At 70.5% G+C, this 17915-nt stretch carries 17 protein-coding genes; 7 read left to right on the top strand and 10 right to left on the bottom strand.

Going from position 1 to position 17915, the window contains the following annotated elements; genetic code table 11:
* The first annotated feature begins 3 nt into the window (after positions 1–3).
* The 5 genes from kdpA (at position 4) to QN315_RS07900 (ending at position 7963) form a co-directional block, all read left to right on the top strand.
* On the top strand, positions 4–1710 hold the full coding sequence (gene kdpA, locus QN315_RS07920) for a potassium-transporting ATPase subunit KdpA (protein WP_323992759.1): 1707 nt from the start codon (positions 4–6) through the stop codon (positions 1708–1710).
* A 109-nt stretch (positions 1711–1819) separates the two neighbouring features.
* Entirely contained in the window at positions 1820–3916 is a 2097-nt protein-coding gene (kdpB, locus tag QN315_RS07915; RefSeq protein ID WP_408904624.1) for a potassium-transporting ATPase subunit KdpB, read from the top strand.
* A 12-nt stretch (positions 3917–3928) separates the two neighbouring features.
* Positions 3929–4516, top strand: a complete 588-nt coding sequence (gene kdpC, locus QN315_RS07910; protein WP_323992757.1) for a potassium-transporting ATPase subunit KdpC — start codon at positions 3929–3931, stop codon at positions 4514–4516.
* Between the two features lie 3 nt (positions 4517–4519).
* The gene (locus QN315_RS07905) at positions 4520–7273 is read left to right on the top strand and encodes a sensor histidine kinase KdpD (RefSeq protein WP_323992755.1); all 2754 of its coding nucleotides are present in this window, start codon (positions 4520–4522) and stop codon (positions 7271–7273) included.
* A gap of 6 nt (positions 7274–7279) precedes the next feature.
* Positions 7280–7963 carry a response regulator gene (locus QN315_RS07900; RefSeq protein ID WP_176640935.1) on the top strand — a complete coding sequence of 228 codons (684 nt, stop codon included), beginning with the start codon at positions 7280–7282 and terminating at the stop codon, positions 7961–7963.
* An 80-nt stretch (positions 7964–8043) separates the two neighbouring features.
* Here the strand turns inward: QN315_RS07900 and QN315_RS07895 are convergent, their stop codons facing one another.
* The gene (locus tag QN315_RS07895) at positions 8044–8748 is read right to left on the bottom strand and encodes a pyridoxamine 5'-phosphate oxidase family protein (protein WP_323992753.1); all 705 of its coding nucleotides are present in this window, start codon (positions 8746–8748) and stop codon (positions 8044–8046) included.
* 130 nt (positions 8749–8878) lie between these two features.
* On the opposite strand from QN315_RS07895, the gene QN315_RS07890 reads away from it, so the two are divergent.
* Entirely contained in the window at positions 8879–10339 is a 1461-nt protein-coding gene (locus QN315_RS07890) for a PLP-dependent aminotransferase family protein (protein ID WP_323992751.1), read from the top strand.
* A gap of 80 nt (positions 10340–10419) precedes the next feature.
* On the opposite strand, the gene QN315_RS07885 is transcribed toward QN315_RS07890, so the two are convergent.
* The 3 genes from QN315_RS07885 to QN315_RS07875 form a co-directional block, all read right to left on the bottom strand.
* A complete protein-coding gene (locus tag QN315_RS07885) occupies positions 10420–10575 on the bottom strand; it encodes a DUF3309 family protein (protein ID WP_176640092.1) in 156 nt (51 codons plus the stop codon).
* Positions 10576–10819: 244 nt separating this feature from the next.
* Positions 10820–12139: a DUF1501 domain-containing protein gene (locus QN315_RS07880; RefSeq protein ID WP_323992750.1), complete on the bottom strand. Its 1320-nt coding sequence runs from the start codon at positions 12137–12139 to the stop codon at positions 10820–10822.
* 1 nt (position 12140) lies between these two features.
* Entirely contained in the window at positions 12141–13505 is a 1365-nt protein-coding gene (locus QN315_RS07875; protein WP_323992748.1) for a DUF1800 domain-containing protein, read from the bottom strand.
* A 200-nt stretch (positions 13506–13705) separates the two neighbouring features.
* Here QN315_RS07875 and QN315_RS07870 point away from each other — a divergent pair, with 200 nt between their 5' ends.
* Positions 13706–13864 (top strand): hypothetical protein, encoded by a 159-nt coding sequence (locus QN315_RS07870; RefSeq protein WP_323992746.1) that lies wholly within the window; start codon positions 13706–13708, stop codon positions 13862–13864.
* A gap of 118 nt (positions 13865–13982) precedes the next feature.
* On the opposite strand, the gene QN315_RS07865 is transcribed toward QN315_RS07870, so the two are convergent.
* The 6 genes from QN315_RS07865 to QN315_RS07840 all read right to left on the bottom strand — a co-directional run bounded on the left by QN315_RS07865 (position 13983) and on the right by QN315_RS07840 (position 17888).
* On the bottom strand, positions 13983–15155 hold the full coding sequence (locus QN315_RS07865) for an acyltransferase (RefSeq protein WP_323992744.1): 1173 nt from the start codon (positions 15153–15155) through the stop codon (positions 13983–13985).
* Between the two features lie 20 nt (positions 15156–15175).
* A complete protein-coding gene (locus tag QN315_RS07860; RefSeq protein WP_323992742.1) occupies positions 15176–15433 on the bottom strand; it encodes a hypothetical protein in 258 nt (85 codons plus the stop codon).
* Positions 15430–16002, bottom strand: a complete 573-nt coding sequence (locus QN315_RS07855) for a nucleotidyltransferase domain-containing protein (protein ID WP_323992740.1) — start codon at positions 16000–16002, stop codon at positions 15430–15432. Before QN315_RS07855 ends, QN315_RS07860 begins: the two co-directional genes overlap by 4 nt.
* A 191-nt stretch (positions 16003–16193) precedes the next feature.
* On the bottom strand, positions 16194–16616 hold the full coding sequence (gene arfB / locus QN315_RS07850) for an alternative ribosome rescue aminoacyl-tRNA hydrolase ArfB (protein ID WP_323992738.1): 423 nt from the start codon (positions 16614–16616) through the stop codon (positions 16194–16196).
* 71 nt (positions 16617–16687) lie between these two features.
* Positions 16688–16852 carry a hypothetical protein gene (locus tag QN315_RS07845; RefSeq protein ID WP_176641574.1) on the bottom strand — a complete coding sequence of 55 codons (165 nt, stop codon included), beginning with the start codon at positions 16850–16852 and terminating at the stop codon, positions 16688–16690.
* A gap of 121 nt (positions 16853–16973) precedes the next feature.
* Positions 16974–17888: a S24 family peptidase gene (locus QN315_RS07840; RefSeq protein WP_323992736.1), complete on the bottom strand. Its 915-nt coding sequence runs from the start codon at positions 17886–17888 to the stop codon at positions 16974–16976.
* Between the last annotated feature and the right edge of the window lie 27 nt (positions 17889–17915).

Here is a 17915-nt window from a genome sequence, read left to right as displayed (position 1 = left end):
ATAATGACCGTGGCGGGCTGGGCGACGATTTTCGTCTTTTTCCTGGTGGTCGTGGCGATGACGCGGCCGATCGGGGGGTATCTGGCGCGGGTGACGGCGGGCGAGCTGATCGTGCCGGCGAAACTGGTGGGGGGCGTGGAGCGCGGCCTGTACCGGCTGGCGGGGATCGACCCGGCGGAGGAGCAGTCCTGGAGCGGCTATGCCATGGCCGTTCTGACATTCAAGCTGTTCTGCTTCCTGGCGGTCTACCTGATCCTGCGGCTGCAGGGCGTGCTGCCGCTCAATCCGCTGGGCCGTGGGGCGGTGGCGCCGGACCTGGCCTATGACACCGCGGTCAGTTTCCTGACCAACACCAACTGGCAGAGCTATGCCGGCGAGACGACGATGAGTCATCTGAGCCAGATGCTGGCGCTGACGGTGCAGAATTTCCTGTCGGCCGCCGCCGGGATCGCGGTGGCGGTGGCGGTGATCCGCGGCTTTGCCCGGCGGTCGGCCGCGACCATCGGCAATTTCTGGGTCGATCTGGTGCGCCTGACGCTGTACGTGCTGCTGCCGGCCTGCATCGTGCTGGCGCTGCTGTTCGTCTGGCAGGGCGTGCCGCAGACCCTGGCCGGCTCGGTGGACGTGACCACGCTGGAAGGCGCGCACCAGACGATCGCGGTCGGGCCGGTGGCCGGCCAGGAAGCGATCAAGATGCTGGGCACCAACGGCGGCGGGTTCTTCAACGCCAATTCGGCGCATCCGTTCGAGAATCCGACCGCGTTGAGCAATTTCCTGCAGATGCTGTGCATCTTCGCGCTGGGGGCGGGGCTGACGAACCTGTTCGGGCGCATGGTCGGCGACGAGGCGCAGGGCTGGGCGGTGTTTTCCGCGATGGCGGCGCTGTTCCTGATCGGGGTCGCGGCGCTGTACTGGTCCGAGGCGCATGCCAACCCGGCCTTCGCCGCGCTGGGGGTGAATCCGGGGCTGGGGAACATGGAAGGCAAGGAGGTGCGGTTCGGCGTCGCGGCGTCGTCGCTGTTCGCCACCGTCACCACCGATGCGTCATGCGGCGCGGTGAATGCGATGCATGAGAGCTTCCTGCCGCTGGGCGGCATGGTGCCGATGGTCAACATGATGCTGGGCGAAATCATCTTCGGCGGCGTGGGGTCGGGGCTGTACGGCTTCGTGCTGTTCGCCGTCATCGCCGTGTTCATGGCCGGGCTGATGGTCGGGCGGACGCCGGAATATCTGGGCAAGAAAATCGAGGCGCGCGAGATCAAGATGACGATGCTGGCGGTGCTGTGCCTGCCGCTGATGATGCTGGGCCTGACCGCGCTGGCGGTGGTGGTCGCGCCGGGGAAGGCCGCGCTGTCGACCGGCGGTCCGCATGGATTTTCCGAGGCGCTGTATGCCTATGTCTCGGCGGCGGCGAATAACGGCAGCGCGTTCGCGGGGCTGACGGCCAATCCGTTCTGGAACGTCACGCTGGGCATCGGGATGATGGTCGGGCGGTTCTTCGTGATCGTGCCGGCGCTGGCGATCGCGGGGGCGATGGCGGCCAAGCGCACGCTGGCGCCCTCGCCCGGCACGTTTCCCACCCAGGGGGCGCTGTTTATCGGGCTGGTCTGCGGCGTGATCCTGATCGTCGGGGGGCTGACCTTCCTGCCGGCGCTGGCGCTGGGGCCGATCGTCGAGCACCTGACGATGCTGCGCGGTGTACTCTCGTGATTTTCTTTCCCTGGATATCCTTCCCCCGAATTTCCCTCCCCGAATTTCCTTGCTGGCGGGCTGACAGGCGATGACCATTCATGTTCCCAAACCCAGGCTGGCGCCCGACATGCACGGGCGGCCGCATCGGCCGTCCGGCGGCCTGATGCGGCCCGAACTGATCGGGCCGGCCATCATCGACAGTTTCCGCAAGCTCGATCCGCGAATCCTGTGGCGTAATCCGGTGATGTTCGTGGTCGAGATCGTCACCGTGCTGACGACCGTCCTGCTGGCGCGCGACCTGGCACGGGGGGCGCCGCAGACCGGCTTTGCGGTACAGATCAATCTGTGGCTGTGGTTTACCCTGCTGTTCGCCAATTTCGCCGAGGCGCTGGCCGAGGGCAGGGGCAAGGCCCAGGCCGAGAGCCTGCGCCGCACGCGGACCGAGACCCTGGGGCGGCGCCTGACGCCCGAGCATGACGGCGGCTGGTCGCGGCACGGGATATGCGAATCCGTGCCGGCGCCGCTGCTGCGGCCGGGGGACGTGGTGCTGGTGGAGGCGGGCGATTTCGTCCCCAGCGACGGCGAGGTGATCGAGGGCATCGCCTCGGTCGACGAATCGGCGATTACCGGGGAATCGGCGCCGGTGATCCGCGAGAGCGGCGGCGATCGCTCGGCGGTGACGGGGGGCACGCGGGTGCTGTCGGACTGGATCATCGTGCGGATCACCGCCGCGCAGGGCGCGACGTTCCTGGACCGGATGATCGCGCTGGTCGAAGGCGCGCAGCGGCAGAAGACGCCGAACGAGATCGCGCTGACCATCCTGCTGGCGGGGATGACGCTGATCTTCATCTTCGCGGTGGCGACGATCCCCAGCTTTGCCGCCTATGCGGGCGGGCGGATTTCGGTGCTGGTCCTGGTGGCGCTGTTCGTCACCCTGATCCCGACGACGATCGGCGCGCTGCTGTCGGCGATCGGCATTGCCGGGATGGACCGGCTGGTGCGTTTCAACGTGCTGGCCATGTCGGGCCGGGCGGTCGAGGCGGCGGGGGACGTGGATACGCTGCTGCTGGACAAGACGGGGACGATCACGATCGGCGACCGGCAGGCGGCCGATTTCGTCCCGGTGCCCGGGGTGACGCCGCTGGAGCTGGCGGATGCCGCGCAGCTTGCGTCGCTGGCCGACGAGACGCCCGAGGGGCGGTCGATCGTCGTGCTGGCCAAGGAGCGCTTTGCCATTCGCGGGCGCGAGATGCATGCGCTGGACGCGCATTTCGTGCCCTTTACCGCCCAGACGCGGATGAGCGGCGTCGATATCGGGCGGCGGCAGATCCGCAAGGGGGCGGTGGACAGCGTGCTGGCCCAGATAGCGCAGGATCGGGCAGCGCGGGACTCGGCTGCCCAGGATCCCGCTGCCCAGGCGGTGCGCGAGATCGCCGAGACGATCGCGAAGGGCGGCGGGACGCCGCTGGCCGTCATCGATGCCGGGCGGCTGCTGGGGGTGGTGCATCTGAAGGACGTGGTGAAGGGCGGGATTCGCGAGCGCTTTGCCGAATTGCGGCGGATGGGTATCCGCACCGTGATGATCACCGGCGACAATCCGCTGACCGCCGCTGCGATCGCGGCGGAAAGCGGGGTGGACGATTTCCTGGCTCAGGCAACGCCGGAGGCCAAGCTGACGCTGATCCGCAAGGAGCAGGAGGCGGGCAAGCTGGTGGCGATGTGCGGCGACGGCACCAATGACGCGCCGGCCCTGGCGCAGGCGGATGTCGGGGTGGCGATGAATACCGGCACCATGGCGGCGCGCGAGGCGGGGAACATGGTCGACCTGGACAGCGACCCGACCAAGCTGATCGAGATCGTGGGGATCGGCAAGCAGTTGCTGATGACGCGCGGGGCGCTGACGACCTTTTCCATCGCCAATGACGTGGCCAAGTATTTCGCGATCATTCCCGCGATGTTCATCGGGTTCTATCCGCAACTGGCGGCGCTGAACATCATGCGGCTGGGCACGCCGCAGAGCGCGATCCTGTCGGCGATCATCTTCAACGCGCTGATCATCGTGGCGCTGATTCCCCTGGCGCTGCGGGGCGTGCGCTACCGGCCCGTGGGGGCGGCGGCGCTGTTGCGGCGCAATCTGCTGGTCTATGGCGCGGGGGGGATCGCGGTGCCGTTCGCCGGCATCAAGCTGATCGACCTGCTGGTCAATCTGCTGCATCTGGTTTGAAAGGATCCCGTCATGGTCCGTCATGTTCGTCCCGCCCTGGTGCTGCTGGCCGCGTTTTCGGTGCTGACCGGGCTGATCTATCCGCTGGCGCTGACCGGCATCGCGCAGATCATCCTGCCGCACCAGGCGCGGGGCAGCGTGGTCGTGGCGCAGGGGCGCGCCGTGGGCTCGGCGCAGATCGGGCAGGATTTCACGCAGGCGCGCTATGTCCATCCGCGCCCCTCGGCGACGGCGGGCGCGCCCTATAACGCCGCCGCGTCGGGCGGGTCGAATCTGGGGCCGACATCGAAGGCGCTGCGCGATGCGGTAGCGGCGCGGGTGGCGGCGCTGAAGGCGGACAATCCCGACGCGGTGCGGGAGGGATTGCCGATTCCGGCCGACCTGGTGACGGCGTCGGCCAGCGGGCTGGACCCGGATCTCTCGCCGCAGGCCGCCTTGTTCCAGGTGCCGCGCGTCGCCCGTGCGCGCAACCTGCCGGAAGGGCAGGTGCGCGTGCTGGTGAATCGGATGACCGCGCAGCCGTTGCTGGGCTGGCTGGGCGAGCCGCGGGTGAATGTGCTTGAACTGAACCTGGCGCTGGATCGCCTGCAGCAGCGGTAAGGCATGGACGAACGGAACGACAGGCCCGACCCCGACGCGTTGCTGCGCCGGACCGAGCGCGAGGCGGCGGAGCGCAGGCGGGGGCGGCTGAAGATCTTCCTGGGGGCGGCCCCCGGCGTGGGCAAGACCTATGAGATGCTGACCGTCGGGCATAGAAACCGGCGCGAGGGTGTCGACGTGGTGGTGGGGGTGGCCGAGACGCATGGCCGGGCCGAGACCGCCGCCCTGCTGGAGGGGCTGGAGGTCGTGCCGCGCCATGATGTCGCCTATCGCGGCCAGGTGATGCAGGACATGGACCTGGACGCGATCCTGGCGCGGCGGCCGCGACTGGCGCTGGTGGACGAGCTGGCGCATACCAACGTGCCGGGCAGCCGCCATCCGAAACGGTGGATGGATGTGGAGGAATTGCTGGCGGCGGGCATCGACGTGCTGACCACCGTCAATATCCAGCATCTGGAAAGCCTGAACGACGTGGTGGCCAGCATCACCCGCGTGCGGGTGCGCGAGACGGTGCCCGACAACGTGATCGATCGGGCCGACGAGATCGAACTGGTGGACCTGACGCCCGCGGACCTGTTGCAGCGGCTGCGCGAGGGCAAGGTCTATGCCCCGGACATGGCGGGGCGGGCGCTGCTGCATTATTTCTCGCCGGGGAATCTGACGGCGCTGCGCGAGCTGGCGCTGCGGCAGACCGCGCAGCGGGTCGATGCCCAGTTGCTGGACCACATGAAGGCGAGCGCGATCGTCGGCCCGTGGGCGGCGGGCGAGCGCGTGCTGGTGTGCCTGACCCTGCAGGATGCCGGGCCTGGATTGCTGCGCTACGGACGGCGGCTGGCCGAGCGGTTCCATGCCGCGTGGATCGTTCTGCATGTCGAGACCAGCCGGGACATGAGTCCCGGCATGCGCCAGCGCATGGCCGGGCTGATGCATCTGGCGCAATCCATGGGCGCCGAGACCGTCACGATTCCCGGCGAGGACGTGGCGGCGGACACGCTGGACTATGCCCGCAAGCGGAACGTGACGCAGATCGTGGCCGGGCGGCCGTCGCGCCGGCCCTGGGCGGATTGGGTGGCGCCCTGGGCGTGGGTGTCGGTGACGCGGGGGCTGATGACGGCGGCGGGCGGGATTCCGATCCATGTGGTCGGCGAGGCCGCCCCCGACGAAGCCGGCCGCGGAGCGCTGCGCGAGGCGCCGGCGCCCCGCGCGCGGCCGCGCTTGGGGCCCTATGTCGTCAGTACCGTGGCGATTGCCGCGTCGGTGGCGGTCGGGGTGCTGCTGCGCCAGGGGCTGGCGGTCAGCAACGTGTCGCTGACCTTCCTGACCGCGATCCTGGGCATTGCGGTGGCGTACGGGCTGTGGCCGTCGCTCTATGCCTCGCTGCTGGGGATGCTGTGCTTCAATTTCTTCTTCCTGCCGCCGCTCTATACCTTCACTATTGCGGCGCCGGACAATATCGTCGCGCTGTTCTTCTTTCTGGCGACGGCGGTCATCGCCAGCCATCTGGGGGCACGGGTGCGCAACCAGGCGATGGTGGCGCGGCACCGGGCCGAGGTGACCGAGGCGCTGTACCGCTTCAGCCGCAAGCTGGCCGGCATCGTCGCGATGGACGACCTGCTCTGGACCACCTGCCACCAGATCGCGACCATGCTGGACATGAATGCGGTCATCCTGCTGCCGGCCGACGGCACGCTGAGCGTGAAGGCGGGCTATCCGCCCGAAAACGCGCTGGCGCCGTCCGACCTGGCGGCGGCCACCTGGAGCTGGCAGCATAATCGCCGGGCGGGGCGCGGGTCGGACAATCTGCCGGGGGCGCGGCGGCTGTTCGTGCCGCTGCGCACGGCGCACGGGCCGGTCGCGGTGGTCGGGCTGGATACGGATCGGAGCGGGCCGCTGCTGGACCCCGAGCAGCAGCGGCTGCTGGATGCGCTGAACGACCAGGCGGCGCTGGCGATCGAGCGGATCCGCCTGGCGGCCGACCTGGACCGGGTGCGGCTGAATGCCGAGACCGAGAAGCTGCGGGCGGCGCTGCTGACCTCGATTTCCCACGATCTGCGCACGCCGCTGGCATCGATCCTGGGGGCGGCGAGCAGCCTGGACAGTTATGACGCGCTGCTGAACGCCGAGGGGCGGCGCGAATTGCTGGCGACCATCCGCGAGGAGGCCGAGCGGCTGAACCGTTTCGTCGCCAACCTGCTGGACATGACGCGGCTGGAGGCGGGCGCACTGGCACCGCGCCGCGTGCCCGCGGACCTGGGCGAGATCGCCGGCAGCGCCCTGGCGCGGGCGGCGACGATCCTGCAGCATCACAGCGTGACGCTGGAGGTCGCGCCGGACCTGAAGCTGGCGATGCTGGACGACGTGCTGGTGGAACAGGCGGTGTTCAACCTGCTGGACAATGCGGCGAAATACACCCCGCCGGGATCGCGGGTCGCGATCGCGGTCGGGGGCGAGGCGGGATGGCTGTGGCTGCGCGTCACCGACGAGGGGCCGGGCCTGGCGGTGCAGGATGCCGAGCGCGTGTTCGACAAATTCACCCGCTTTCATGCCGGTGATCGGACCCGCCCGGGGACCGGGCTGGGGCTGGCGATCGCGCGCGGGTTCGTCGAGGCGATGGGGGGAACGATCGCGGCGGCCAGCCGCACCGACCGCTCTGGCGCGATCTTTACCATGCGCTTTCCCGCCGCCGAGATGAAACAGGGTGAGGCGGTACGGGAAAAAACGATAGGATCGGCGGCGAACGAGACCCTGGAGGGCTGAGTGGGCGTGAGCGACCCCTGTGTGCTGGTCGTCGATGACGAGCCGGCGATCCGCCGCCTGCTGCGCACCAGCCTGACCGCCCAGTCGTGGCGGGTGGTCGAGGCGGCGGACGGCGCCGGCGCGCTGAAGCGGGCGGCGGACAGCGATCCGGACGTCATGCTGCTGGATATGGGCCTGCCGGACCGGGACGGGCTGGAGGTGATCCGCCTGCTGCGCAATGGGGGATCCACGCTGCCGATCGTGGTGCTGTCGGTGCGCGACGATGAGCGGGGCAAGGTGGCGGCGCTGGAGCTGGGGGCGGATGATTACGTCACCAAGCCCTTCGGCATGGCCGAACTGGCGGCGCGGCTGCGCACCGCTCTGCGCCATGCCCTGCAGAGCGAGGGCACGCCGCCGGTTTTCGCCTCGGGCGATCTGAGCGTCGACCTGGTGCGGCGGCGGATCATGCGCGGCGGCGAGGAGGTGCACCTGTCGCCGCGCGAATGGGACATCCTGCGCCTGCTGGTCAACCATGCCGGGCGGGTGCTGACCCACCGGCACATCCTGGGGCAGCTTTGGGGCGCGGGCGGGGATGTGCAGCAATTGCGGGTCTATATACGGCAGATCCGCCAGAAGCTGGAGCAGGACCCGGAGCGGCCGGCGCATATCGTGACCGAGACGGGGGTCGGCTATCGCCTGGTGTCGGACTGAGGCGCGGACTGAGGCGGGGCGCGGTGCCTGACCCGGCATGACAGGGCCGGATCAGGACCGAGACCTGATCCGGACGCGGTTCAGGCGAATTTGCGGCGAGCGGCGGCCAGGGAGGGGGGCGGCGGGGTGTCTTCGGCGACGCGGCCGTCATCGATGGGCCGGCCGATGGCGGTGGTGACGGGCAGCACGCCGGCCCAGACCGGCAGAGCGTAGTCCGCGTCGTCATCCACGGGGCCGCCGGTGCGGATCTTGGCCGAGGCCGCGGCGATGCGCACCGCCAGCACGCCGGTGGCCTTGCGTTCCTTGGCCAGCATCGGCCGGACCTCGTCCCACCGGCCGGGCAGCAGATGTTCGGTGATGACGCGCAGCGCGTGGTCGTGTTCGGCCGGGTCGGTCACGTGGCGGGCGGCGCCATGGACCACCACGCTGCGGTAATTCACCGAATGGTGGAAGGCCGAGCGGGCGGCGACGATGCCGTCGATCAGGGTGACGGTCAGGCAGACCGGCACGTCCTCGGCCACGTCCTCGGCCACGTCCTCGGCCACGCCGCGGATGATGCGGGTGGTGGTCGCGCCGTGGATGAACAGCGTATCGCCGTCGCGGCCATAGGCCATGGGAATCACCATCGGCCGGCCGTCGGCCACGAACCCGACATGCGCCACCAGTCCGGCGTCGAGAATGGCATGCACGCTCGCCGCGTCGTAGCGGGCGCGCCGGCCCTGACGCGCGATGGCGTAGGGCGGCAGGCCGGCGGGGCGGGACGGGGTGTCGTGGTCGGACGTCATCGGTGGGTTCCTGTTGGTGGTCTGGTGGTCCGATCGGGTGGCGGCCCGATCGATAGGGTGGCCGGAGGGCATCTTGCGTGTGCGAGTGGACTGGTGAAAGATCCGGTTTTCCGGAATTGGGAGGGCCAGTTTGTTCGACGGATGGCTGAGCCTGGACCGGGCGGACGCGGTGCCGCTGGCCGAGCAGATCTATCGCCAGGTGCGCGACGCGGTGCGGGCCGGGCGGGCGCCGGGGGATCGGCGGCTGCCCTCCTCGCGCGTGCTGGCACGGGGGCTGGGCGTGTCGCGCAACACGGTGAATGCGGCCTATGAGCTGTTGCGGGGCGAGGGGCTGATCGTCTCGCGGCCGGGGGCGGCGCCGGTGCTGGCGGTGCCGGAGGCGTTTTCCGCCCCGATGGCCGGTCCGGCGGCGGCGGTGCGCCTGTCGCGGCAGGGCGCGGCGCTGGCGCGGAACCGGCATGAGGCGGATTATGTCGCGCGCGGCGGGCGGCTGCGCCCCGGCCATCCGGACCCGGCTTTGTTCCCCCGGGACGAATGGGCGTGGGCGATGCGCCGGGCGGTGCGGACCTTGTCGGGCGACGGGTTGCTGTATGGCCACGTCCAGGGGCTGCCGGAATTGCGGCGGGTGCTGGCGGAGGCGCTGGCGGCGCGCCGGGGGCTGCCCGTGATGCCGGAGCAGGTGCATGTCGTGCCCACCGTGCAGTCGGCGCTGGCGATGCTGGGCCGGTGCCTGCTGGATGAAGGCGAGACGGCCTGGATCGAGGAGCCGGGCTATCTGGGCGCGCGGGCGGCGCTGGGGCATGGCCGGCTGGTGCCGCTGCCGGTCGATGGGGAGGGGGCGGACGCGTCCCGCCTGACCGGCGTGCCGAAGCTGGTCTATGTGACGCCGTCGCACCAGTACCCGACCGGGGTGCGGATGAGCCTGCCGCGCCGGCTGGCGCTGCTGGCCCGGGCGCGGCAGGCCGGGGCGCTGGTGCTGGAGGACGATTACGACAGCGAGTTCCTGTGGGAGGGGCGGCAGGTGCCGGCGCTGGGCGCGCTGGCGGAACAGGGAGAGGTGATCACCCTGGGCACCGTCGCGAAATCGTTGCTGCCGGGGCTGCGCCTGGCCTGGTTCGTCGCGCCGCCCGCCCTGTCGGCGCGGCTGGCCCATGCGCAGGCCAATCTGGGAGTGATGGCCAACGTGCACGCCCAGGCGGCGCTGGCGGCCTTCATCGACAGCGGCCGCTATCACCGGCATCTGGACCATATCGGCGGCGTCTATCGCGCACGCGGTGCTGAGATGGTGCGGGCGATCCGCGCGCGCTGCGGCGACGCGGTCATGGTCGCGCCGCCGGTCGGGGGATTGCAGGTGCTGGTGCGCTTCGCGCCGGACCGGGACGACCGGGCCGTGGCCGCGCGGTTGGCGCGGGCGGGGTATAGCGTGCCGTTTCTGTCCGGGCTGTACCTGTCCGGCCGGCATTCGTCAGGGCCGAACCTGGGAGTGCCGGGGCGGGGGATTCTGGTGGGGTTCGCCGCGGCGACCGAGGAACAGGCCGATATGTTCGCCCGGGCCCTGGGCGACGCGCTGGCCTGCGCGGATGAAGATTGAAACGGCGACGCCGTGAAAACCCGGCCTGGCGGGATGCCGGTGTCTTTATGTTTTCACGGTATCGCCACGCCCGCGCCGCTCTATATGCCGCCGGCGATCACCAGGATGATGAGAATCAGCAGGATCAGCCCCAAGCCGCCGGCCGGGTAGTACCCCCAGCCGGAACTGTAGGGCCATGTGGGCAATGCGCCGATCAGCAGAAGGATGAGCACGATCAGCAGGATGGTCCTGAGCATTTCGTCCTCCACGTGGCCGCCGGGGGCTGGGGCGCGGCGCATCCCGGTCTTGCGATTCATGGGTATGAAAGCGACGCGTTCGGCAACGCGGGCAATCGGCCGTGCCGTGCCGGGCGTGCGGGATGGCGGTTCGCGCCCCGCCGGGCCATCCCGTTTGCATGGAACGCCGCTCGCCGACGAAGGATGCCTGGCCGGGGAGACTCATTTCGTCGGGTTTTGCCGATCGCGGCGGGTGCCGGGCGCATCAGGCCCGGATCAGTCCGGCAAGCGGGGCGATGCCGGCGCTGCCGGGGAAGATGCGGGGCATGGCGTGGGCCGGGACGTCCATATGGTCGCGCAGCACGCCCATGGCGACCGCGCGCAGGTCGGTGGTGGGGGCCAGGTCGCGGTTTTCGAAGAGCTGTCCCCGGGCCAGGCCGGGCCAGGTGCCCCCTACCCGGCCGCCGGCGACGGCGCCGCCGGCCAGCAGGGTGATCGTGCCCGTGCCGTGATCGGTGCCGGCGGTGCCGTTGATGCGGACGGTGCGGCCGAATTCGGTCATCACCAGCACGGCGCCGTGGGCCCAGGCGGGGCCGAGCGCGTCGCGCAGCGCGCCCAGCCCGGCATCGAGCCGTCGCAGCGGGCCGGACAGGCGGCCCATCTGCGCGGCATGCGTGTCCCAGCCGCCGATTTCCAGTGCCGCGACGCGGGGGCCGTCCGGAGCGGCCAGCAGGGTGCCGGCCGTATGGCAGAGGACCAGGAACGGGTCGGGGCGCGCGGTGCCCGGGCGGGGGGCGCCAGGGTAGGGCACACCAGGGTAGGGGACACCGGGGTGGAGCGCGCCGGGTGCGGTCATTCCGGACGAGGCGGCGTCGGCCCGTTCGCGGGCGGACAAGGCGCGGATGGAATAGGTGTCGGCGCGCAGGCCGGCGCGCAGGGCGGGGCCGGTCAGCGGGTCGGGCGCATTCAGCGCCGCGATGCGGGCGAACAGGTCGTCGTCCGGACGGGCGGCCTGCAGCGGGTCGAAGCCGCCGATCGGGGTGGGGCCGCGCAGCAGCAGCGGGGTGGACAGGCCGACCGACAGGCCCGCGCCGTCGGGGCCGTACGGCAGCCCGCCCATGGCGCCCACCGCGCGGTTCAGCCAGCCGCTGGTCAGGCGGGTGTCGGCGCCGCTTTCCATATAGTCCTGGGCCTCGAAATGCGAGCGGCTGCGGTAATGGCCGGCCACGGCGTGGATCGGCAGCAGGCTGCCCTGGGCATAGAAGCCGTGCAGGACCGGCAGGGCCGGATGCAGGCCGTAGAATCCGCCCAGATCGCGCATGCCGCCGGGCTGTCCCGGGGGCGGGGGGACGAGCGGCGCGCGTAAGGCGGCCAGGGCGGGGTCGCCATAGGGGATGACGGCGGCCATGCCGTCCAGCGCGCCGCGCAGGATGACGACGACCAGCCGGCCGTCCCGCCGGGCGGGGCCGGACGGGCGCGCCAGGGCGAGCGAGGCGGAGCCCAGCGTCCAGGCCGCGCCCAGCCCCAGCAGGGCGGTGCGCCGGGGGATCAGGACGGGCGGAGCCGGGATCGGGGGGCGGGACATGTCAGCACCTCTGGAATTCCGGGGCGGTGAACAGCAGGGTCAGCGCGTCGCGGCGCGATCCGGCATGGCGGATCGCCGCGCGGGTGGCCGGGCGCAGCAGCGGGCCCAGGCCGGCCTGGGCGATGGCCAGCGGGTCGGCCCCGGCCGCGACATCGTGCCCGGCCAGGCGGTAGGCCCATTCGGCGCGGGCGATCAGGTCGGCCGGGGCGGCCCAGTCCGCGGCCCGGTCGGACCAGCCGTTGGGCAGCGGGGCGTCCCACGGCGGCTGGCCCATGGCGCGGGTGGCGTCGGCCAGCAGCCAGGCGGCGGGAGGATGCGGAGCGGCCTCGGAATCGGGTGCCGGACCGTCCGCGGCGTGGCTGGGCAAGGGCGGGTCGAGGGCGCGCAGCGCGGCGACGGCGTAGAAGAAGGGCTGGCGCAGCTTGGTGCCCGGGCGCCAGGCTTCGGGCCGTGCGATCAGGGCATGCGATGCGGTGCCGAGATCGCCGCCGCTCTGCCGCAAGGCGGCGGCGATGGCGTGGATCGCGGCGGGGGGCGGGGCGTCGGCGATGAAATGGGTCGCCAGGCGGGTTGCCAGGTGGCCATAGGTGGCGGGGTGCGTGCCCAGCCAGGACAGGGCCTGGACGCCGCCGGTCTCGCCCGGCGGGAAATCGCGGCCCATCAGGGTCTTGACGCCGGGCTGGTGGGCGTCGGGGCGGAAGGCGAAGCCGGGCCGGTCGGCGCGCATGTCGATCGTCCAGCCGGTCAGGATGGCGGCGAAGCTGGTCACGTCCTGCTGGGTATAACCGGCGGCGGGCGAGAGCGTGTGCAGTTCCAGGCATTCGCGGGCCAGGTTTTCGTTCAGGCCGCGGAACTGGCCGTGGCGGGCCGCGCGGCGGGCGGCCGGGCTGTCGGGCCCGATCGAGGAGACGTTGTCGAGATACATGAGCATGGCCGGGTGGCGCATGACCGCCAGCAGCATGTCGGAGAACCGGCCGGTGACGTGGGGCCGGATCGCCTCGCGCACATAGGGGCCGATGACGGCGCGGGTGCCGCCCTGGCGCAGGCTGACGGTGAAATGGTTGGTCCAGAACCAGGCCAGCCTTTCGCGGAAAGGCTGGTCGCTGGCGAGGCACTGCGTCATCTGCGCCAGCAGGTCGGCGTGGAAGGCCGGACCGACCAGCGGGTCGCCGGGCTGTTTCGTGCGCCGCTGGGTGCGAAGGCGGATCAGCCCGTCGGCGCTGTCGGACAGGCCGGCGGGAAAGCGCGCGCCGTCCGGCGCGGCGAGCTGCTCCCGCAGCCAGGCCGCCGGGTCGTCGGGCAGGGGTTCCCGGCCCCGGCGGCCCAGTCCGAAACGGATCATGGCCTGCATCGCCTGTGTCTGCATCGACGGCATGCGGTGCAGTGTCGCCGCGTTCGGTGTCCGGATAAAGGCCGGGCCGGCGGCGGAATGTGACGGAGGGTTGCGGGATGTAACGTGGCGGCGCGAGCCCTGCGGCCGCGCCATGGGTCGGGCGGTTGCCCGTCGGCCGGCGGCCTGGCTGGCGGGGGCCGGCATACCCATATTCCAGCCGGTCGGAGGAAAGGATGTCTTCCGGCCCGGAGGCTGGAATGTTCGGGTTCTATCAGCGCCTGAGTCATGGCGCGGATTCGGTGAAACCATCCAATTTCTGGGATGTTTTCGCGGTCGGGCTGCTGGCCCTGGGGTTTGGCGCCGCGACGGCGCTGATCTTCTTCAGCGGGTGAGAGTGAGAGTGAGACGGGGGCTGGCGGAGGCGCGGGCCCACCTGGCGCATCCGGTGCGGGATTGCGTGTGGTCAGCGCGGCGTTGCGCCCGTATTTCGGCGAGGTGGAGGATCGGGGACTATCGCGTTGTCGGATGGGGCCGGATAGAGGCGGGGTCGAAGGGGAAGCGGCTGCGCAGCCGGCGTTCGGCCGGATTGGTGACGAGGCGTTCGGTGGCGTGGCCGAGCAGCCAGGCGAGGGGCAGGACCGGAAGGAACCAGAGCCAGCCGTACCGGATCGGGGCGCCCAGGCCGTGGAACAGGGCGATGGCGGGAAAGACCAGGAACATGTGCGTCAGGTAGATTTCGTAGCTGAGGCGGCCATAGGCGCGCAGCCATGAAAGGGCGCGGATGCGCGGCAGGGTGGCGCGGCCCCAGCTCCGGTCGAAGGCGATCAGCAGCATCGCGCTGCCGAGCGTGAGCAGCAGCATGGTGGCGTGACCGAGCGCCTGGCGGATCGCCGGTTGCCAGAGCAGGATTGCGCCGAGCATGGATGCCCCGAGGATACCGAGTGCCGGGACGTGGCGCAGGGGCGCGCGGGGGGCGATCAGGGCGGCGCAGATGCCGGTGGCGATCGCGGCCATGCCGGGAAGATAGGCCTTTTCCCGCCAGATTTCGGGAGCATGCGACAGCAGCGCATAGTCGGCGGGCAGCGAGAGCGCCAGGGCGGCGAAGAGGATCGCGCGTAGGACGGCGTGCCGGGCGGTGGCGCGGCAGAGCAGGGGAAAGGCGAGATAGAAGGCTTCCTCGATCGACAGGGACCAGAGGACGTCCCAGCCGCCGGGGAGATAGGCGGTGTGGCCCTCGTACCAGTTCAGGTGCATGCCGAAGACGGCGAGGATGGCGCGCGGCAGCGACTGGTCGGGATGGGTGATCGTGTAGTACGGCACGTGGGCCAGATCGAGCAGCGACAGGATCGCGACCAGGACGATGAGGCAGGGCAGGATGCGCGTGGCGCGGCGGCGATAGAAGGCGGGCGCGTCGACGGCCGAGAGCGTGCCCCAGCGCCGGATGCTGTGGCTGGTGATCAGAAAGCCCGAGATCACGAAGAAGAGGAAGACGGCGGAATAGCCGTTCCAGTTCAGCGCGTGCAGCAGGGTGGCCGGCAGGATGGCGGCGAGAGCCGTGCGGGCCAGCGGAATGCGCAGCGCCAGGTGGTGGATCACCACGAGCAGGATCGACAGGCCGCGCAGCAGGTCGATACCGGCATTGCGGTCCGCGCCGTCGCCCGGGATGCGCCCAATCGTCTGCATCCCGGAATGACGTCGGAACATTATGGAGAAATCAGGGCAATCGCTGCGAAATCGTTGGCGAGCGGGCGGGCAAGGGTGAATTTGGTGTGCAGGGCGGCGATTTGCGCGCGCAGGACGGGCAGCAGGCGTATAAGGGCGGCGTCGAGGTCGCCCGCGTCGCAGCGGCAGAGGGAGGCCCGGAGAGCGTCACGCATCGCCGGGTCGGTGCGGCGGTCGAATTTGGACTGGACCATGCCGAGCGTGGGCCGGTCGTTCAGCCAGTCGTCGGCCTGCATCATGTGCAGCTGCATTTCGTCGAGCAGTGCTGCGGCATAGAGCAAGTGTCCGCGCCGAATGCGGCGATAGGCTTCGTGGGCGGCCGCCAGGGCCTTGCTGCCAGGGTCTTGCTGATCGAGAAGTCGACATCGTCTTCGGTGATCGTGAAGCGCAGGTCGCGCGAGGCGGCGAGCAGGGCGGCGATCCGGCCGGCCGGATCGTGCAGCACGATGGTGGGCAGGGCGTACCAGGGCGAGGGCCGGAGGTCATCGGCGTTCAGATAGAAGATGTCGATCTTGGTGAAGGGGCGGAAATGCGAGACGCAGTGCTGCGCGTCGGGCAGCCATTCGTTGAACAGGAACCCGTCCCACAGCCGGGGAAAATCGCGGCGGCGGGCCACGAAGCCGGCATGGGCGGCGGGTTCGGTGACGACGCGCAGGTCGATGTCGGAATGCGGCTCGGCGTCGCCGGAGGCGAGCGTGCCGCTGAGATAGAGGCCGACGACACCCGGTTCGGCGATGAAATGGGTCCGCGCTGTATCCAGGAGGGCCGAGCGTGCATGCGTCAGCATCGTTGCGTCCATGTCCGGCATGGGGATGGTCCCGTGGTCTTGGCGCGTGGGGGTGCGCCGGGATGGTGGAATCGCGACGGCCGGCCTGATTTATCAGGCCGGGTGGGTAATTCGCGCGTCCGGCCGGCGGGGCGCGGCGATGCATCCGGTGCGGGACATGGATGAAACGATAGAGCGTGGCTGGGGCGGGATGCAATTGCGATTGCGCAAGCCTACTCGTCGTAGTGGGTGGCGCGGGTGCGCTTGATGCCGGCGCGGTGGGCCTTGCCTTGCAGCCTGCGTTCGCGCGCGGCGCGGCCGGGGCGGGTGGCGACGCGGAAAGCGGGGCGGTGGGCGGCCTGGCGGATCAGTTCGGCCAGACGCTCGATCGCGTCCTGCCGGTTGCGCAACTGGGTACGGAAGCGCCGGGCGGTGATGACGATGACGCCGTCCTGGGTCGCGCGGCTGCCGGCCAGTTCGAGCAGGCGGGTGCGGACGCGTTCGGGCAGCGCCGCCGAGCGGGCGGCGTCGAACCGGAGCTGGGCGGCGGTGGCGACCTTGTTCACGTTCTGCCCGCCCGGTCCCGAGGCGAGGATATAGCTGACCGTGACCTCGGAATCGGGCAGCGTGAGGCCGGGCAGGATCGCAATGGGCATGAAGGAGCAACCGGGTGGAGAATCCCGGCGGCTGGCCTGGGCCGGGATTCTCGGTTCAAGGGATGGATGGGTCAGCGATAACGATAATCGCCGCGCCAGCCGCCGCGTTCGTCGTACCAGCCATAATGGCCGTTATAATAGCCGTGATGCCAGCCGCGATAGGGCGGGCGTTCATAGACGCAGCCGGCGAGCGTGGCCAGCGCCAGCAGCAGGCAGGCGGGTCGGAGCAGGGTCATCGGGTTCCTCCTGATGGGATCGGGGCTTCCTGGATCTCCGGGTTTCCGGGCCCCGCCTGTTCAGTCTGGCGACAGGATCGTGGCAAGAGTTGGGGCAAGAGTTGGGGCAAGAGCAGGGGGGTCATTTCCAGACCCATTTCCCGACCACGCGGCCGTTGATATGGACCTCGTCCAGCGAGCGGGTATAGGTCGGGTAGGCGGGATTGATGCTCATGATCCGCACGGTGACGGGATCGTCCGAGCCATATTCGATTTCCAGCCGCTTCAGCACCAGCCCGAACCCGTCCCACAGCACGTAGACCCCGGGCGGCGAGGGCGTGCGGTGCGCGGTATCGACCAGCACGCGTTCGCCGGCCTGGTAGTCGGGTTCCATGCTGTCGCCGGCGACCCGCAGCACCACCAGCGCCTCGGGATTGTCGGTGTGGGCGCTGAGGAAGCGGCGCGGCAGTGACCAATGGTCGGTGGGCTGGGGGCCGTCCTCGGTCGCGATATGGGCGGGCATGGCACCGGGACCCGCCTGTGGCGCCACGTTGTATTCGGGGATGCGGAACTGGCCGTCGCGGGACGGCGCGTCCTGATCCCGATCCCGGTCCTGATTCCGATCGGGGGCCGATGCCCGTTTGGGGGACATGTCCGCGGCGGAGATGTCGACAGGCGCGAAGGGGCGCGTCGCCGGATGGAACGGTGCATAACCGAGCGGCGGCGCCAGCGGGGTGTGCGGGGTGGCGAAGCGGGGGCGGCCGGCCGACGCGGCCGCGCCGGCGTCGTGCGCATGGCCGGTGCCTGGCAGGAGCGCGGGATCGGGCGGTTCCCAGTTCGGGTCGGTGTCCTCGCGGAAGATGTTGGGGCTGACCCCGAAACGGCGGCCCAGCGCGTCGCGCACGTCCTCGGGCAGCTTCTGGGGCGTGCCCTTGTGGATATATTGCTGCAGATAGGCGTGGTTGCGGCCCAGCGCGAGGGATTCCGCCTTCAGATTGCTGCCCGCCTTGGCGATCAGCCGGAGCAGGGCATAACGGGAGGGGGTGAGGATCGGCATGTGCCTATTATGGCGCTGCAAATAGGG

This window comes from Nguyenibacter sp. L1, assembly GCF_035199985.1.
Classification (GTDB): Bacteria; Pseudomonadota; Alphaproteobacteria; order Acetobacterales; family Acetobacteraceae; genus Gluconacetobacter; species Gluconacetobacter vanlangensis.
The sequence above is the reverse complement of the archived record's forward strand: the minus strand, read 5'-3'. Positions and strand labels throughout refer to the sequence as shown.

Coding starts and splice junctions, on each gene's coding strand:
- QN315_RS07880 (WP_323992750.1), bottom strand. CDS start 12,139: ATGTCCCGCCCCCCGATCCCGGCTCCGCCCGTCCTGATCCCCCGGCGC.
- QN315_RS07840 (WP_323992736.1), bottom strand. CDS start 17,888: ATGCCGATCCTCACCCCCTCCCGTTATGCCCTGCTCCGGCTGATCGCC.
- kdpC (WP_323992757.1), top strand. CDS start 3,929: ATGGTCCGTCATGTTCGTCCCGCCCTGGTGCTGCTGGCCGCGTTTTCG.
- QN315_RS07905 (WP_323992755.1), top strand. CDS start 4,520: ATGGACGAACGGAACGACAGGCCCGACCCCGACGCGTTGCTGCGCCGG.
- QN315_RS07885 (WP_176640092.1), bottom strand. CDS start 10,575: ATGCTCAGGACCATCCTGCTGATCGTGCTCATCCTTCTGCTGATCGGC.
- QN315_RS07870 (WP_323992746.1), top strand. CDS start 13,706: ATGTCTTCCGGCCCGGAGGCTGGAATGTTCGGGTTCTATCAGCGCCTG.
- kdpA (WP_323992759.1), top strand. CDS start 4: ATGACCGTGGCGGGCTGGGCGACGATTTTCGTCTTTTTCCTGGTGGTC.
- QN315_RS07865 (WP_323992744.1), bottom strand. CDS start 15,155: ATGCAGACGATTGGGCGCATCCCGGGCGACGGCGCGGACCGCAATGCC.
- QN315_RS07845 (WP_176641574.1), bottom strand. CDS start 16,852: ATGACCCTGCTCCGACCCGCCTGCCTGCTGCTGGCGCTGGCCACGCTC.
- QN315_RS07855 (WP_323992740.1), bottom strand. CDS start 16,002: ATGCCGGACATGGACGCAACGATGCTGACGCATGCACGCTCGGCCCTC.
- kdpB (WP_408904624.1), top strand. CDS start 1,820: ATGCACGGGCGGCCGCATCGGCCGTCCGGCGGCCTGATGCGGCCCGAA.
- QN315_RS07860 (WP_323992742.1), bottom strand. CDS start 15,433: ATGATGCAGGCCGACGACTGGCTGAACGACCGGCCCACGCTCGGCATG.
- QN315_RS07895 (WP_323992753.1), bottom strand. CDS start 8,748: ATGACGTCCGACCACGACACCCCGTCCCGCCCCGCCGGCCTGCCGCCC.
- QN315_RS07875 (WP_323992748.1), bottom strand. CDS start 13,505: ATGCAGACACAGGCGATGCAGGCCATGATCCGTTTCGGACTGGGCCGC.
- arfB (WP_323992738.1), bottom strand. CDS start 16,616: ATGCCCATTGCGATCCTGCCCGGCCTCACGCTGCCCGATTCCGAGGTC.